The 16,467-nt window shown below is 42.5% G+C and carries 17 protein-coding genes and 1 pseudogene; 12 read left to right on the top strand and 6 right to left on the bottom strand.

What is annotated here, in order from left to right; translation table 11 throughout:
* Positions 1-4 precede the first annotated feature (4 nt).
* Positions 5-364, bottom strand: coding sequence for a zinc ribbon domain-containing protein (locus PV433_RS16515; protein WP_332073170.1), 360 nt, complete (start codon positions 362-364; stop codon positions 5-7).
* Between the two features lie 270 nt (positions 365-634).
* Here PV433_RS16515 and PV433_RS16510 point away from each other — a divergent pair, with 270 nt between their 5' ends.
* The 6 genes from PV433_RS16510 (at position 635) to PV433_RS16485 (ending at position 6,094) form a co-directional block, all read left to right on the top strand.
* The gene (locus PV433_RS16510; RefSeq protein ID WP_332073169.1) at positions 635-1,900 is read left to right on the top strand and encodes a stalk domain-containing protein; all 1,266 of its coding nucleotides are present in this window, start codon (positions 635-637) and stop codon (positions 1,898-1,900) included.
* A gap of 34 nt (positions 1,901-1,934) precedes the next feature.
* On the top strand, positions 1,935-2,420 hold the full coding sequence (locus tag PV433_RS16505; RefSeq protein ID WP_332073168.1) for a hypothetical protein: 486 nt from the start codon (positions 1,935-1,937) through the stop codon (positions 2,418-2,420).
* A gap of 39 nt (positions 2,421-2,459) precedes the next feature.
* On the top strand, positions 2,460-2,798 hold the full coding sequence (locus PV433_RS16500; protein WP_332073167.1) for a DUF4870 domain-containing protein: 339 nt from the start codon (positions 2,460-2,462) through the stop codon (positions 2,796-2,798).
* Between the two features lie 617 nt (positions 2,799-3,415).
* On the top strand, positions 3,416-3,880 hold the full coding sequence (locus PV433_RS16495; protein WP_332073166.1) for a hypothetical protein: 465 nt from the start codon (positions 3,416-3,418) through the stop codon (positions 3,878-3,880).
* Positions 3,877-4,968: a serine hydrolase domain-containing protein gene (locus PV433_RS16490; protein WP_332073165.1), complete on the top strand. Its 1,092-nt coding sequence runs from the start codon at positions 3,877-3,879 to the stop codon at positions 4,966-4,968. Before PV433_RS16495 ends, PV433_RS16490 begins: the two co-directional genes overlap by 4 nt.
* 295 nt (positions 4,969-5,263) lie before the next feature.
* On the top strand, positions 5,264-6,094 hold the full coding sequence (locus PV433_RS16485; protein WP_332073164.1) for a serine/threonine protein kinase: 831 nt from the start codon (positions 5,264-5,266) through the stop codon (positions 6,092-6,094).
* Positions 6,095-6,183: 89 nt separating this feature from the next.
* Here PV433_RS16485 and PV433_RS16480 read toward each other — a convergent pair whose 3' ends face one another.
* Both PV433_RS16480 and PV433_RS16475 read right to left on the bottom strand, forming a co-directional pair.
* Positions 6,184-6,483: a hypothetical protein gene (locus PV433_RS16480; protein ID WP_332073163.1), complete on the bottom strand. Its 300-nt coding sequence runs from the start codon at positions 6,481-6,483 to the stop codon at positions 6,184-6,186.
* Positions 6,484-6,891: 408 nt separating this feature from the next.
* Positions 6,892-8,292 carry a cytochrome P450 gene (locus tag PV433_RS16475; RefSeq protein ID WP_332073162.1) on the bottom strand — a complete coding sequence of 467 codons (1,401 nt, stop codon included), beginning with the start codon at positions 8,290-8,292 and terminating at the stop codon, positions 6,892-6,894.
* 150 nt (positions 8,293-8,442) lie between these two features.
* Between PV433_RS16475 and PV433_RS16470 the strand changes: the two genes are divergently transcribed.
* The 4 genes and pseudogenes from PV433_RS16470 (at position 8,443) to PV433_RS16455 (ending at position 11,186) form a co-directional block, all read left to right on the top strand.
* Positions 8,443-9,024, top strand: a complete 582-nt coding sequence (locus tag PV433_RS16470; RefSeq protein WP_190929611.1) for a TetR/AcrR family transcriptional regulator — start codon at positions 8,443-8,445, stop codon at positions 9,022-9,024.
* Between the two features lie 55 nt (positions 9,025-9,079).
* Positions 9,080-9,311 (top strand): annotated as a pseudogene (locus PV433_RS16465) (P-type ATPase); the annotation flags it as partial.
* Positions 9,312-9,481: 170 nt separating this feature from the next.
* On the top strand, positions 9,482-9,934 hold the full coding sequence (locus PV433_RS16460) for a GNAT family N-acetyltransferase (RefSeq protein ID WP_332073161.1): 453 nt from the start codon (positions 9,482-9,484) through the stop codon (positions 9,932-9,934).
* A 277-nt stretch (positions 9,935-10,211) separates the two neighbouring features.
* Complete coding sequence (locus PV433_RS16455; RefSeq protein ID WP_332073160.1) at positions 10,212-11,186, top strand: hypothetical protein; 975 nt, start codon at positions 10,212-10,214, stop codon at positions 11,184-11,186.
* 206 nt (positions 11,187-11,392) lie between these two features.
* On the opposite strand, the gene PV433_RS16450 is transcribed toward PV433_RS16455, so the two are convergent.
* Genes PV433_RS16450 through PV433_RS16440 form a run of 3 tightly spaced genes read right to left on the bottom strand, consistent with a single transcriptional unit; the run spans position 11,393 to position 13,179 of the window.
* Positions 11,393-11,752, bottom strand: coding sequence for a hypothetical protein (locus PV433_RS16450; protein ID WP_332073159.1), 360 nt, complete (start codon positions 11,750-11,752; stop codon positions 11,393-11,395).
* A 56-nt stretch (positions 11,753-11,808) separates the two neighbouring features.
* Positions 11,809-12,795, bottom strand: a complete 987-nt coding sequence (locus tag PV433_RS16445) for a M56 family metallopeptidase (protein WP_332073158.1) — start codon at positions 12,793-12,795, stop codon at positions 11,809-11,811.
* A 9-nt stretch (positions 12,796-12,804) separates the two neighbouring features.
* On the bottom strand, positions 12,805-13,179 hold the full coding sequence (locus tag PV433_RS16440; protein WP_190929614.1) for a BlaI/MecI/CopY family transcriptional regulator: 375 nt from the start codon (positions 13,177-13,179) through the stop codon (positions 12,805-12,807).
* Between the two features lie 1,015 nt (positions 13,180-14,194).
* Here PV433_RS16440 and PV433_RS16435 point away from each other — a divergent pair.
* Together PV433_RS16435 and PV433_RS16430 are read left to right on the top strand one after the other, a co-directional pair.
* The gene (locus PV433_RS16435; protein WP_332073157.1) at positions 14,195-15,163 is read left to right on the top strand and encodes a GNAT family N-acetyltransferase; all 969 of its coding nucleotides are present in this window, start codon (positions 14,195-14,197) and stop codon (positions 15,161-15,163) included.
* Positions 15,164-15,535: 372 nt separating this feature from the next.
* On the top strand, positions 15,536-16,291 hold the full coding sequence (locus PV433_RS16430) for a class I SAM-dependent methyltransferase (RefSeq protein ID WP_332073156.1): 756 nt from the start codon (positions 15,536-15,538) through the stop codon (positions 16,289-16,291).
* The last annotated feature ends 176 nt before the right edge of the window (positions 16,292-16,467 follow it).

Raw genomic sequence — 16,467 nt, 5'->3', positions numbered from 1 at the left:
CCGCTCAATCCGTCGCTGAAAAAGTATGCCCGCAGGACGGACAGAACCGGGCATCCAGTGGGGACGCTTTGCCGCAGACACAGTCTTTTTCGTTCGCGATCGTTTTGATTTGTTTTTTGTTCTCCTCGATTTCGTTTTCCAGCCGTACGATTTCCGCTACTTCTGATTGAAAATCTGATTCCGCGACCTCTTCCAGCCGACCGACCGCCTTCAGGAAAAACAGACGGCCGATGCTCTGATACAGCTTTTCGATTTCCTTCTGTTTACTGCTGTTCTGCAGTTTGAGCTTGTTGACCTCCACGACGATTTTCGCCTTGCTGCCAGCTTCCGAGAAGCCCGATTTCATTTTGTCCATGAAGCTCATGTCCATTCCTCCCAAGAGATAAAGGTTCATTACGTTCATTGTAAAAGAATGCCGAGACACCCCCTAGTTACAGGCTGTCACCATCTTTGTCATCTCCAATTGATTTTTCAACTTGAGGAGATTCGGCAGCGGGCGATGACAATGATGTGACAATTCAAATGACATCTTGTAACTGGCGTCCGATTATCAAAAGGAATACGATGAAATCGAATTTCGCATACAACTGCAGAAGCGTGAGTGCTGCGGATTTTTTGACGAGGAGATGGGAGAATGGGAAAGTATTCGGCGAAAGCGGTCATGTGGCTCTCTACTCTGATTCTTGTCCTTGCCTGCACGGCATCGTTCGCCATGGCCAAGGAAGATGAGGTAGCGGTTTATTTTAACGGGGAGCTGCTTACATTTGCCGATCAACAGCCGGTGATCCAAAACGGGACGACGCTCGTGCCGTTTCGCGCAATATTCGAAGCACTAAGTTATGAAGTCGAATGGAACGGTGAGGAAAGGAAAGCGATTGGGATAAGAAAAGGGCTGAAAATCGAGCTGACGATCGACAGCCTGACCGCCAAAGTCAACGGCCAAGCAGCGGAGCTGTCCGTGCCGCCGCAAATCATCAACAATCACACGATGATTCCGCTGCGATTCGTTTCGGAGAACAGCGGCTATGACGTAATTTACTCACAAGAATCCGGCACGATAGTCATCCGGATCGGCACAGGTATGCCTGCCGGCAATACGGCGGGCGAAACGGGTGGTCAGGCGGAGCCTTATGTCGTGAAGGGCAAAGTTGTCAACCCGCAAGGCGAGCCGATCAAGGGCGCTTTGATCACGATCGACAACCAACTGCTGTACAACAGCAATTCGCAAATCAAGACGGACGCGAACGGACAGTATCGGATCGAGCTGACAAAAATGGCGGCGACTTATAAGGCGTATGCGGAATATTCGATCATGTACGAGGGTGTGAAGCATAGCGTCGATTTGATTCCCGATGACGATAGTCCGTTCGCCGGCAACGAGGGCGCGGTCCGCAATTTTACCGTCAAACTCGATAGCTCGACCGGAACGGGCGGAAGCGCGGAAGTGCTGTTCTATATGATGGATCTCATTCATCCGCTCAACCCGGTCGCCGAGCCGCCGAACCGGGACGACGTCACGCTGACGCTCGAGCCGGAGGGCAAGATGCTGGACGGAACCTCGGGCAAGAAAATCGTCAGCAAGGGCAGCCGGTCGAACAACGGTTACGGCGTGCATAACGTGCCGATCGGCAAGTACAAAGTAAGCGCGGTCTATGCGCCTCCCGGAGCCGAGCCCCAGCACATGCTGATCAGGGTTGTGAACCCGGGTCAGGATGATCCTTTTCATCCATCGGTCGTCGCCGGCTTCCAAAGAGTCACAGACAAAATCTACAAAATGGAGCTTGAGCTGAAGCTCGATGTCGTCAAGCCGCCGGCCGAGGACCCGTCGGAGATAGATTGGGACGCGGTCTACGATATTAATGGCAATCGGATAGATCAGAACAAGGAATGGAACTGGTAACGGTCCGAATACAAAAAAGATGGGAGAGCGTAAAATGAAGAACAGGCAAAAATGGAGTATAGCTTTGTCCGCCGTCATGCTGATAGCCATGATTTTCGCGACAGGCTGCTCGAAGGTCGAAAAGGCAATCCAAGAGGCCGAACAGGGAACGACGACAATCACAAAGGGAAACGGCGAGGAGATTAAGCTATCCAGCAAAGCGGACATCCCGGATTTGTTCCCGTCCGACGTGCCGATTCCGGACGAGATTCAAGTTACGTCGTCTATCGGCGGCAAGGATTCCGTCACGCTGACGATCGAAACGAAGATGCCTTACGATGACGTAGTCAAATTGTATTACGACTATACGAAGCGAGCCGGCTACTCGGAGGTTCATAAGCTGGAGGACAAGGATTTTATCAACTACTCGTCCAAGAAAGGCATGGAACGGTTCGTATTTACGCTGCAGAAAGATCTGGAGGACAAAAAGATCGTTACAGGAGCTCTGGTCTATTCGAATAAGCCGGAGACCGAACAATAAACGAAAATCCATTCTAAACGACGGAAAGGAAAATGAACAATGAACGTCGAAAATCCGGAGCTTCAAGCCGAACCGACGGATGTCGCCAACAACAAAGGGATGGCGATTCTGGCCTATATTCTCTTTTTTATCCCTCTGCTCGCGGCCAAGCAATCGAGGTTCGCGATGTATCATGCCAATCAAGGGCTGATCTTGTTTCTGGCGTTGGTTGCCGTCAATATCTTCAGCACGATCGTCCCGGTTATCGGCTGGCTCTTGATCGGCCCGCTCGCGAATCTGGGTTTATTCATTCTCGCAATCCTAGGAATTCTCAATGCGGCCGGGGGAAGATGCAAGCCGCTTCCGCTCATCGGAAGCTTCCGGATCATCAAACACTAATCGAAAACCGCGTCTCACGGACCGCCGCTTTTTTCCTTAAGGAGAATAGCGGCGTTTTCGTGACTGTAGCAGGGGTTTAAAGATCACCCCGGCTGGATTGACTGCCGCTGAACAGCGCGCCGACCAGCGCTCCGTGAACGGCGCCGTGAAATCGCGGCTCTTCGGGATGCGGATCGAAGGCGAACGTCGACCTGATCCACGGCTCCCGTTTATTTGACTCCAGGAAATTTTAAAACAATGGGTGACTTGAGGAAATTGCTAGAGGATCAGTTTTTAAGCATGCTTGCGTACGTGGCCGAGAGGAACGCAAGAAGAACCGGCAGCGACAAGCGGAGGGAACTGAGGTTGCTAAAGCAGACGGGGGAAAGCTCGGTCGTCCGAAGGTCAAGATCGGCGCAGCATTCGCTCTCGTCTATGATGAATGGAAGGCTGGGCGATCACAGCTACAGATGCGATGAAGAAATTGAATATGAAGCATAGAACATTTTATAGGCATGTCAATGAAAACGAAAGCAATCGTCTTTGTTGAACTAACGGGCAGTAATATGGAATGAAGTGGAAGGTTTAGGGTTATTTTTGTGGAATGTACTATATAAGGGAGAAGGGAGTGTTTTGTATTGAGTATGAATAAAAAAATCCTAACCGTTGTCCTTTTTCTTATTATTGTCGTAATAGATTACTCGTTTTACCGTTCTAATGACCCTGCTTCAACAGAAATGAGCAATGATTATTTTCCAGAATCCGAATGGAGAACTTCTACGCCCGAAGAACAAGGAATGGACTCGGAACAGCTGCTTCGAATGATTCAATATATAAACGATCAAAAATCAAAGATTCATAGCATTGTCATTATCCGTAACGGATACCTGGTGTTAGATGCAAATTTTTATCCATATCGAGGGGACTTGATCCACACCTTGCAATCAACTTCGAAAAGTGTGCTTTCTAGCTTAATAGGTATTGCTGTAACCGAAGGTAAAATCACTGACATTCAAAACAAAATCTTGCCGTATTTCCCCGATAAGTCCATTGATAATGTTGATCCTTTAAAACAGGAGATCACAATTCAAAACTTACAATGACAGCAGGATTCGACTGGCGGGAGTCACATGTTTCATACGGGCAAACGGGTAACTCATATACAGAAGCTATTCAAGTTGCAGATCCGGTATTATTCACACTCAATCGTCCAATGGCGGATAAACCAGGTCGTATATTTAACTACAACACGGGATCTACAGACCTCCTTTCCGTTATTCTTGAGAAGGCTACCGGACAATCGACATATGAATATGCAAAAACTAAACTTTTAGACCCTATTGGCATTAAGGAATCGTATTGGGGCCAATATAGATCCGGACATTTTCTTGGAGGGGCAGGGCTTTTTCTTAAGCCTGTCGATATGGCGAGGATCGGTTATCTGTTCTTAAACGATGGTGTATGGGATGGAAATCAAATTATTTCTAAAGATTGGGTAAAGGAATCTACCAAAACTCACGTAAAATCCAATATGTTCTCAGGCAGAGACTACGGATATTTATGGTGGATGAACAATAACGATGGGTTTTCGGCATCTGGTTCAGGTGGGCAAACTATTAATGTATTGCCTCATCAAAATATGGTAGTTGTCACAACTGGAAGCACAACTGATTCCAACTTGCCAACGCAACTACTTGACCAGTTTATCCTACCCTCACTTTCATCAGAATCACTACAAAAGGAATCAACAGCGTTTTGGGCATTACAAGATGCTTTAAACACTGAAAGTACCCCAGTTATCCCCCAACCGGTTGAAATTCCATCTTTCGCCAAGGATATTTCGGGGAAAAGGTATGTTTTTGAAAATGGATCTTTGTCGTACACGTTTCATTTCCAAGAAAACAAAGGGGGGATTGTAACCATCGAGTACGATGGAGTGAAAAGAACCCGTAACTTTGGATTTAATGGAAATTACATGGTCTACTTTGACCCTTCTGAAATAACCATTACGAACAGCACCTTGGCTACTGCTACCTTTGATAATAACACTATTAACTTACAGTTTAAATCTCTACAGTATCATACCGATTCTTTGTTAACATTTGCATTTGATCATGATAAAGTCAAGTTAAAATCAACTAATTTATATGACAAATCAGTATCTGAAGTGGAAGGGAAACTGGCTCCATAGACTATCAGCAAGGCAACTTTACAGGATAATCTAGGCATCGACGAGAACGCATAACCGTGCTAACAGGGAACTACACTCAAGGTACAACTTCTGCCGCTTTCTCAACTAAAGGTAGATTTTTTCCTAGAAAGTTCAATCATTCCTAACGGATACGATAGCTCGATTGTTACATTACGGCGGCCGGTCATAAGATAGGCTGCCGTTTCATTAAGCTAAAGGGCAACTTAGCACAAAAATTGGAATATAATGATATAATGTCCATGCTTTAAATATCATCATATTTCGGAGGTAAAGTATGGTAACCAAAATAATCGAAGGGGTATCCTTTGATTTGAAAGAAGATTTTTGTTTTGATTTTTTATCGGAGTATGGGCAGGTCTTTAGGGTATTCGATAAGCAGGATTCTGGCTACATATCCTTCGGTGTCCAAAATGCAAATAATAAATTGTTTCTTAAAATAGCTGGAGCACCAACTGTAAGAAGTAATTACAGTTCGGCTGAATCAATAAACCGACTTAAATCAACCGTATCTATTTATCAAGACTTACGCCATCCTAAGCTTATTGAAATAATTGATCATAAGGAAATCAAAGAAGGATATCTTACTGTTTTTGAGTGGATTGAAGGTGAATGTATGGGAAAACAGTATGGTGCATTTGATAAATTTTTAAATTTGCCATTAGAGGATAAATTCAATATTTATAAAGATATCCTTCTGTTTCATCAACATGTTAACCAGCGAGGATATATCGCAATTGACTTTTATGATGGTTGTATCATGTATAATTTCACTTCAAAGCAAACCATGATCTGCGATATAGAGTTCTACAGCAAAAAACCGGTAATAAACAAATTTGGACGAATGCCGGGGTCAAGTCGGTATATGTCGCCTGAAGAATTTCAATTAGGAACTGAAATAGATGAGAGGTCCAATGTCTTTGTTATGGGGGCTACTGCCTTTCAGTTACTAGGGGGAGGAAGTGATCGTTCATTAGAAAAATGGAAGGCCGATGAAAAACTTTATACTATTGCATTAAAAGCTATCGATATTGAGAAAGAAAACCGTTATAGAACTATCGATGAATATTATGATGCTTGGAACAACGCCTGTAGTAGTTTAAGCTAACGGGACACGATAGTGGAACAGGATCTCATGTATGGAGGATCTCGCAAGTATCTTTAAAAAGGTTAGGGAAGAACGGGATCTAAACCGAGTCAAAAGGCGGTACATGAAGCTAACGAAGTCAGAGCTTGTGGAATTGTTAATTCAATCAGAGCAATACATGGCGCAAAACAATAAACTCTTGTTGAAAGTAGAATTCGAAAAGTACCAGTAAACAGCATGATAATCAAAAAGGACCGCAATTCGGCGGTCTCGCTTTCGACGTTTGCGATGATCTCTGCAGCAGCTTGCTTCACTACATGGCTTGGAAAGAAGATGTCTTTTTCTCCCGATATCACAAGTGCAAGTGCATAGTACTGGTTCAATTCGGCTTTTCCGGTGAGCTTTGGCATTTCTTATTCCAGTTTGACATTCATGAAGATATCTTCTATGAGCCGTTTGTCCCTTTCGCTTATGCTGAAGTTTGACATTGTAGCTGCGTTTCGGACGAGGTCGTCTTGTAAAGGATCATAGGCAGAAGTATTTTGCGAATCATGGCGAATTTTGAACCTAACTTTAACCCACAGGTGTGGTCAGAACTGAACAAGCAATCTTTTCCGGGTAATAAGCGGCAAGCCTTAATATAATACCCCTGTCATAAGACGGCCCGATAAAGGAGCATTTATCGATTGGATAGTGATCTAATTGAAGGCTTTCCAAATAATCTTCGTAACGCTTTTGAATAATAGCTTTGCCAAATCGAAGTAGCAAGTGGAAGAATCACGAAAGCTGCCTTATATAAACCTCATTTGCAAGCCGATTCAAAAATCGACCAGCTCATTGATTGTTCCGCGAACAGGCTCGCGAACGAACGCCCGATCCTGCTTAACTCTTCGCGCAGGCATGCCGTGTACGGGCCGCATCATCAAATTTGGGGATATTTTCGCATTACGGGTGATGCCAATCCGGTATCGTCGAAGAAGAATGGACAAAACGATTTTTAGCTCAACCATGGCAAAATACCAGCCGACACACATATGAGGCCCCGTGCTGAACGGCAAATATTCGAACGGGGAGGGCTTGAAATCGAGCCACCGTTCGGGCTTGAACCGATTCGGCTCGCTGTAAAGCTCAGGGATTCGATGCGTGATGAATTGGCTGAAAAACACATTTGTACTGGCTGGAATCGTAATTCCATTTAATTCACAAGGAACAGCGGTTACCCTGGTTCCTATGCTCGCGGGTGGCAGTAGCCGCAAGCTCTCTTTAATGACACCTTCAAGCAGTGGCAGCTTGTTGATTTTGTCCATCGACACCGTGCCTTGTTGAACCGCCCCGTCCAGCTCTTCTATAAGATTGGAGAGCACATTCGGATGCTGATTAAGCAGGAAAATAGTCCAGGTCAACGCATTGGCTGTCGTTTCATGTCCGGCGACAAACAGGGTAAACGTGTGACCGACCAGTTCCTCGTCGTTTAGCTTGGCGCCGTCTTCATCGTGGGCTTTGACAAGTGAAGCGAGTACATCGGCGGCGTGGGGCTCGGTTCGCTTTTGATCAATCATGGAACGGATATAATCATTTAATTGACCTGCTATACGCAACGCTCGGTGATACGGTGTATACGGAATATCGACAGGGGTCAGCGTGACCCATAACAAGGATTTGGTCAATTGTGAGATAAGCTCGCCAATTTGATCCAGATCCTTATCTTTATACGTGCCCATCAATGTTTTAACCGCTATGCGCTGAGTTATTTTTTTCATTTCCGCGTTCACGTCAATCTCTTGTTTGTGCTGCCATTCATCGCATAGCTGCTCGGTCAAGAGAATCATGTCTTTGCTGTACTGCACGATCTGTTCATGGTGAAAAGAAGGCTGTATAAGGCGCCGGTGCTGCTTATGCTTTTCTCCGGCCATTAAGATCAGGTTGTTATAAAACATTTGTCCCATAACCGTATCTTTAGGTATTTTGACAAGGGCCGTACTCATTTCAAAATAATCGGGATTTGCAACAACCTGGCGATTGAGCTCGGGTCCGAACGCAAAAATCGTTTTCGGCTTATCCGTTGTTCCAAGCGAAACAAGATCACCGTATTGTTCGTACAGCTGCCGCTGAAACCTGAAAGGGCTGCGAAAAAAATGAAGCATGTTCATCCTCCATCCCAGCGCAGGTCGCGGGCCTTGCAATTCAGCTAACGGGGATGCTCCTTTATTGTTGTTCATTTTGGTCCCCTCCACATTATTTATGTTTTGAAATAATATATTTCATATCATTCATAATATATGGTTTTTGCGGCAAATTCAATGTTTTTTTGTAATTGATGAATTGATATGTTACAAATCATTTTATATAATGTGGTTTGAGGTGACAAAATGAACGGATACCAACAACGAACGGAAAAGAAAAAAGCGCAAATTATGAAAGTAACCTTCGAACTGCTCTGCAAATACGGCATCGACAAAATAAGCATCGCTGAAATATCGAAACTGGCTAACGTATCGCCTGTGACCATTTACAATTATTTCGGTAGCAAGGACGAGTTGGTCAGACAAACGTTTGCCGATTTCATGGACAAGACGTTGGATAAGTACGAGCAACTATTGGAACAGCCGATTCCGTTTCAGACGAAAATGGAACAAATATTGCGTGATCACGACGATATCGTGGATCATATGAATGTAAGCTCTATGGTTCAGGCCAATATTAACGATCCGGTTATTCGGGAGTATATGGAGGATTTTTATACGACCCGGACGCTGCCTTTTTTCGAAAAGCTGATCGATTTAGGCAAACGGGAAGGCTGTATCGAGCTGAGCTTATCCATGGAGGCGATTTTGTTTTATATACAAATGTATAAGGAAGCTTTGGCGCGACCTGCTTTTCTGGCGCAAGCAAGCCCTTCGATGCTGAAAGATTTGGATCGGTTAATGTATTATGGCTTGATGGGGAAGTAGCCATGTTTCGGTGAGGGAATTCCGTGAGGGAGATCTTTCCTCTTGATTGGTGTGGAACATAGCTCCCATATTTATAACGGGGAATCCATTCCGGTGGATCGGCGATACCGTATACGCGGTAATCATTAACGAACACGGTTCCCTAGAAATTACGTTACCAAGTGGGTCGAGGACACGACGATAGCTAAGATTATCCACCTTGTCGAGGAAGCACTGGAGAAAAAAGCGCCTAGGAAGCTTACGCCGATCGCTTCGCCCGGATCTACACGCCGATTGTCGTTCCGCTAAAGGATAACGATAGTTAAATAAAGATAACACGACGGCAGCCGGCCAGAAATGACCGGCTGCCTTTGCTCAACTAACGGGCAGAAAAGTTTATTGATAACGATATATTCCCAAGAAAAATTTAGATTTCTATTGTAAGGTTGATGGTGAATTTAGGAAGGCGGGGAACCGTTTGATAGCCTTAAAAGAGATCGACCATCGGAATTGGCAAGAATGTATAAAATTAAAGGTTAAAAAAGAACAAGAGCATTTTGTACCTTCAAATCTTTATTCTCTTGTACAAGCCAAGTACCAAAATACTGAATATTATTCGTTTGTACCGTTTGCGATTTATTTGGATGAGACTATGGTTGGATTTATAATGTGGGATGATGTTCCAAATAACGGGGTTTATGTAATACCACGATTGATGATCGATGAGCAATATCAAGGAAAAGGGATCGCAAAACGTGTGCTTCAAACAGCCATTGACATTATCAAACAAAAAAAAGATTGTAAGGGAATACAGGTTAGCTATGAACCGGATAATGTTGCTGCACAAAGGCTATACGCAAGTTTAGGGTTTAAGCGAAACGAACTAAAATCAAAGACCGATGGGCCTGTCGTCGAACTTAAGATAAAATAAATTCTTGATCGGGTACATAGAACATTAATTCACACCATGATAAGGCCGTGTGCTAAACGGCAGCTTGTTACGCTAACGGGCAGTAATGTGGAGTAAATTTCCCTTTACAACAGAACGTACATTCGCTATATTTTAGTTGGGTATATTTCCCATATTAATGAAAGGCCATCTGCTAAGGATGCTTAAAAAAACTTTCCGTTAAAGACAGCGCTGTGAACACTGACACTTGAGGCTGCTACTGGAATAAAAAATACTTGAATGAAAGGTACTGATTAGATTGACACTTCAAAACGAAATTATGTGGGACTTGGTAGAATCGCATACTGGGCTATCCAGAAAGTCGGAAGAAGGTTTAGTATTATATGCGGGTCAGACAGATAATCAAAAAATGCTTTCAGAGGTTAGCTATGTAGTTCCAATAAAGATGGAGGCAGTTGTAAAGACGGACTCAACAAACATTCGGTTGTATTTCGCTCAAAAAGGACGACTGATCTTTAATTGGGATAGTAATCAAGATGAGGTGCGACTTCATAGTCCTATTAAGGGGTATACAGCGGTTAATTTTGAAAGGTTATCTGTTAATGAATGGGCGAAAATCACTTGGATTGTAAATCCGGATCATATGATTGTTCGAGCAAACGATAAGGAAGTTTGTAAGGTGACAGGGGCTTTCAGAGATTTAACAGGCAGAGTAGGAATCGGACCTGCATGGGGATCCCAATTGGTTGTTAAGTCATTCAGAGTTAACGGTGAGTATCGCAAAGCAAGGAAGCTGACACAGAAAGTCGCAAGTTATGATGAACAAATAATAACCGAATTTATAACTTTAAGAAATCAAACTTTGAGCTTGATGGATCGTATCCCGGAAAATATCTCAGATATTATACCAGAAGGATTCGATTCGAATATTCATTATCACTTCGGTTTTATCTTAGTCGCATGGGATCATGGTATTTTTCCAAAACTTAAACAAAATTATCGCGTTCCCATTAAGTATCACCGGATGTTTCCAATTAGACTAAAACCTAAGGATTGGAAAGAAGACCCCCCAGGTATGCTCGAGATTAGAAAACATTTGGAAAAACAAAGGGATGAAATTGCAACTATTTCTTCTGGGCAGTTAGATGTCCTAATTAAACATAAACAGACCTTACGAAGACTTTTAAAATATTTTATGCCCTTAGAACGTAGCCATTGTTTAATGATTAATGACATTATGAATTCGATATCCAATGGAGTTGACAAGGGCTGAGTATATACTCATCAGATCGTCCTTGTAGCTGGAGAATAGTATAAAGAGTAAAGTGTTGAGCATTCCGCTAACGGGTACGAGAGTACAGTAATACAACATGGTGAGGCTGCCGGTATGGATGGGCAGCCTCGCTGTGCTAACGGACAGAATAATTCAGTCAAACGACTGAAACTGATTAAGTTGTTTGCTTTTTTCACATGTCCTATTTATTCATGTAAATTTTCACTTCGAGTATTTCCGGAAGCCGAAAACAGAGCTTCGAACTCAGCAATTTCTTGGGGAGTCATACTCCTAACCGTAATGGACGTTCCGGGAGGGATCGACGGATCTTCTTTATGTGTTCTTGTAACGGATACTCCAGGAGGGTACTTTTCATAAGATTCTTTTAATTTCGCGATGCTCCCAGGTGAATAATACCCATCCTCTTTTGTGACCTGGCTTTGATCATCGGGTGTCAGATCTTCAAAAGATACCAGTTCCTTATAACCTTCAAGAGCATATAAGCCCATTACCCCTTTTTCGGTTACGAATTTTTGTTCGTCAGGCGTAAGCGCATTGTATTTCAAAAATTGTACGCCTGTATATAGTCCAGAATCTCCCGCACCTTCACTGGTTTGATGGGTCACCTTGGGTGTTGTTCTGGCTGCCCAGGCGGCTGTAGATGTACCCATTGCTCCAACAGCAAGGACTGCCGCTGCGGCCAGCATGATTGTATGTTTTTTAGTTTTTGCACACTAAGCATGAGTGATAATCTCCTTTTCAATCGTTTTCCGTCGCCGGATAAGGAAGCGCAAAATCGAACAGGAATACCCCTTGAACCGATCATCACGTTCAGGATGGTTTCACCGTACCGTTTTCGCTCGACATGAGACATTTCTTTCACCACTTCTTCGTCACAAGACAGCTCGCTCCACGTGTGAATGTCATTTCGCAGAATGCGAACGAAGGGATTAAACCAATGCAGGCTGCTCGCTGCCAAGGTGATGGCCTTGACCCATAAGTCTTTTCGTTTCAGGTGAATCAACTCATGCTGCATCACCATGCTCATGTCGATATTTTCTAAATGTTCTATAGGAAGATAAATGGTCGGTTTCCATAGCCCGACAAGAACAGGACTCCGGATCGCTGAGCTATACGTAAGACGGACGTTGCTTCGCATGCCGAGAGCTTTCTTAATCAAGGTAAGCTGTTTGGCCGCTTCGTCGTTCACCGGCACGGGCGAGCGCGTAAACTGCAAATTCTTTATAAACCTCCGGTAACAATAAACCTGCCAGATGGCGAAAGCGATAGCCCCTGTTCCCCAAATACTCAGAAAGACAAGGGCTGCATCAACAGAAAGATTCAGTTCCGAAATGGACTTTTGTTGTATACTCGAAGGCTGACCGGAAATATGGACGGTTGACGTTTGGTATGGATTGAAGAGCGGCAAAAGCCATTGCATAACAAAGGCTACGGGCAGAAGATAAAACCCTATTGCCATTTTTCCAATTGTATATAGCCACTGAGCAGGGAAGACTCCTGGTGAAAAGAGCCGTAACAGGAGAATGCAGATAACAACGGTACTTCCCGCAACGGAAAGGGAAACGAGCAGTTCCAGAAGTTTATTCATAGACTACACCTACTTTCCCGAAAACCATTGCTTCAGCTCTGCGATGTCTTCATCCGAAAGTTTGTCGCCGTCATACAAGGCAGCGATTAAGTTTTTAACCGATCCTTGGTATAATCCGTCCAGTACATGTTGCGCTTCCGCTAGTTTGTAATCTTTCGGCAATAGAACAGGGACATACTTGTTCGTTCGGCCGTCCCTTGTCGCTTCTAACACCCCTTTATCGATCAATCTCGATAAAAATGTAGAAATAGTTTGCGCCTTCCATTCTTTACCCCGCCCAGCGAAAATACGCAGTAGTTCGGTTGATGTGACGGGAGGGTCGCATTCCCAGATCACCTCCATGAGTTCCATTTCAGTATCAGACAATCTTTGAACATGTTTCACCGGTGTACACCTCTTTGCATCGTTATGCGTCCATAACAATTTATTACTACACCATGTAGTAATTATAATCTACTACACAGTGTAGTGGGATGTCAAATCAAATACGGTTGACCCTGCATACTTGTCGTTACGAACGGTACGATTGCTCAATTATCTACTCGAACAGAAGCTGATGTCATGGTTCGGCAGCTATGCTGCGAACACGAGGATATATGTTCCATTAAGTGGTATGATAAAGGTAAAAAGTGATCGAGAGGAGTGAAAGGACACCATTGAGAAAAGCTGCGAATCCTTTATTATTAGGTGCTTTAACTGGGCTACTGACACTGCTTTGTACGTATATCTTTGGCACGATACATCGTGACTTTTACCTTGCAATTGTAAACTTATCCTGGTGGATAATGTGTTTATCTGTTATCCCCTCGTTATTATTATTGACAATTCTAGCATCTCGCCTTAATAAAAACTTTAGTTATATTCTTACATCGTCCATTACAAGTGGGATCGTATTTATGATAATCGGTTGGCTTGTTTTGGGTTATAAAAAACCTATAATGAAATTATTTTATAACTTCTTCCCCTCAGAAAAGTATCATTCTATGATAGGATATCCCTCCAACGTTTACATATTAAATGGGGGTATTTTTTTAGTAGTCATTATTTTGAGTTATTTGATTATTATTCAAAAAGTACGCTAAATTACTGCATAATTGCACTAACGGGGACGAGAGCTCAAAAAATACATGACGGCAGCCGGCCTGAACGATCGGCTGCCGTTTTCTAAACTAACGGGCAGCATAGTGCAAAAACGATCTATTTCAATTTATTAAACGACTCATTGCAAGTGGAAACTTTTACGGATTTTTTTATTTCATTTCTTTTTCACCATAACTTTGAAAGATTCTTGGATTATGATGTAAATATAATATTCGGAAAGGGTGATGTGATATGGTGAAGACGAACTGCCATGTATCTAATCTTTGTAAGTTAAATTTAATTAAAACGGAGGAGTTAGATGAACACAATCGCCCGAACATGGTCTACGGACATGACTTTCTATGCATTGTCTGATCAATTCTCCATTCATAAAGCTGATGCTAAAGATTGGAGTCTTTATTACAGTATTTATTATAATCAGGCGTATAACGGATTTTTTAAAGAATATGGTTTTGACGTTTATGACGGAAATAATGCCTTTTGGATTTTTAATTATGAGTCAAAAATTGGTGGGGTAATTCTCAACGAAAATCGATTGTATAACTTGTTTTTTATCCCGCCTTTTAATGATGAAATAAAAGTAGTTAAATTATTAAAACACCTTCTTGTAGATTTTTCTGACGGATCTAAAAATATCACAGTAATTAATGTGCTTCCACATCAAGTTGATCTATTTTCCCAAGCAGGCTTTTGGGCGGACGTTAACCGTTCTCGTATGATGCAGCGTCCAACTGAAGTCCTCAATACCATTTGGGATGACGGTTTTAGAATAGAATCACCCGTTATGGGAAACGGAAAGTTTTCAATCGAATTAGAAATAGCGGAATTGTTTTTTGAGAGCTATAAAGGTGGAATTAATGCAGCAAGAAGAAATCATATCTCGAAAGAAAGCTTTATTTTTAAACGGAGTAGTAATATTTTTACTGACTCGATGCTTAAGGCATCCACCCTGGTATTTGATAATAACACTAACCAATTAATTGGAGCATGTTTGTTATTTTTAGAAGATAAACAGCGAACGTATTACCCTGGGGTTTTTAATATTGGTGTCCTCCCTAATTACAGGAACAAGGGATTAGCTTCCAATATGCTAAAGAGAGCATTGACCCTTTTATACGGGGAATATCCGATACTAAGAATTGGTGTATTGCAAGGAACATATGCTGAATCCCTCTATTATAATTTGGGGTTCATGCCAGCTCATGTAGAGGTAGAGCGTTTAGTTTTACCCTCCTCTGAGATAAAGTTGTTGAAGTCAATCCAATAACCAAAGCAACAGACGGGGACTCATAATTTAAAGTGAGTCCCTCTTTTACTTAAGAAACAAGTCATTCCGCTAATTGGTACGATAGTGAAATTATACATGGAGCAGTTCTCGCGGCAACTGCTCTCTTCTTCATTGAAGTAACGGGCAGTATTCGAAGTATCCATATGAATTTTTCACTATAATCAACATTTGCTCTGTGCAGCTTCCCCTTAGGACCATATATTGGGTATATCTAAATATAGGGTGAGTGATTATGATGAACGCAAAGAAATTAGTTTGGACAATTACTTCAAAGTTGTGGAAGAGGCAATTACAGTTTATTCCAAAAACATCCTTCCAAAGAAAATAACACGTAATTGGAGGGGACCATAAATGTCTTCTACCCAGGGTTCTTATGAAGGAATCGTCGCGGACACTTATGATATTTGGTTTTCTGGCGACCGTTTCTTTGACACTGATTTTTATAAAAAGTTACTTGATGAGGTTCCAGGAATTGCTTTAGAAATCGGATGTGGTACTGGTAGACTTTTATTATCTTATTTAAAAGATGGGTACCAGGTTGAGGGTATCGATTGTTCAATGCAAATGCTCAACACCTGCAAACAAAAAGCTTCTGAAAAAGGATTATCCCCCGTTTTGTATCACCAACTCATGCAAGATATGATATTGCCAAAGAAATATATAACAATTTTTATTCCATTAGCTTCATTTATGTGCGTATCAGAAAGAGGTGAAGCAATCCGAGCATTAGAAAAAATTTACGATCACCTCGATAATAATGGTCAAGTTATTATCCCCTTGTTCATTCCACAAAACGTTAACAAGAAAGAATGGACTGTTGGGCGCAGAGGAACTCGAAGCGACGGTGCAGAAATTATCACAAGCTCAATTTCAAATATTAATTTCCACGAACAAGTACAGACAAATTTTGATCGTTACGAAATTATTAAAGACGGCGTTCTGTTTGAAACCAAATTCAGTACATCAAAATTAAGATGGTATTATAAGTACGAATTTATTATGATGCTTGAAAAGGTTGGCTTTCATGACATGACCGTCTATGGTGGTTATAACTTTCAACTAATGACTGACGACCAAACGTTTATGATTTTTCGCGCAAGAAAGTAATACCTCGTTGTCGCTCAACTAACGGGTACGATAATTCAATAATCAACTGGAACGAGGCTGCGGCATTGGATCGGCGGCCTCGCTGTGTTAACGGGCAGATTAGTTCACTATAGTGAACGATTTTTGAAAATTAAGTATTGACTCTTACGTAACGTTATGAAGTATTCTTTAAAAAT

The organism is Paenibacillus sp. GYB004 (assembly GCF_036577605.1).
Lineage (GTDB): Bacteria > Bacillota > Bacilli > Paenibacillales > NBRC-103111 > Paenibacillus_AB > Paenibacillus_AB oceani.
The sequence above is the reverse complement of the archived record's forward strand: the minus strand, read 5'-3'. Positions and strand labels throughout refer to the sequence as shown.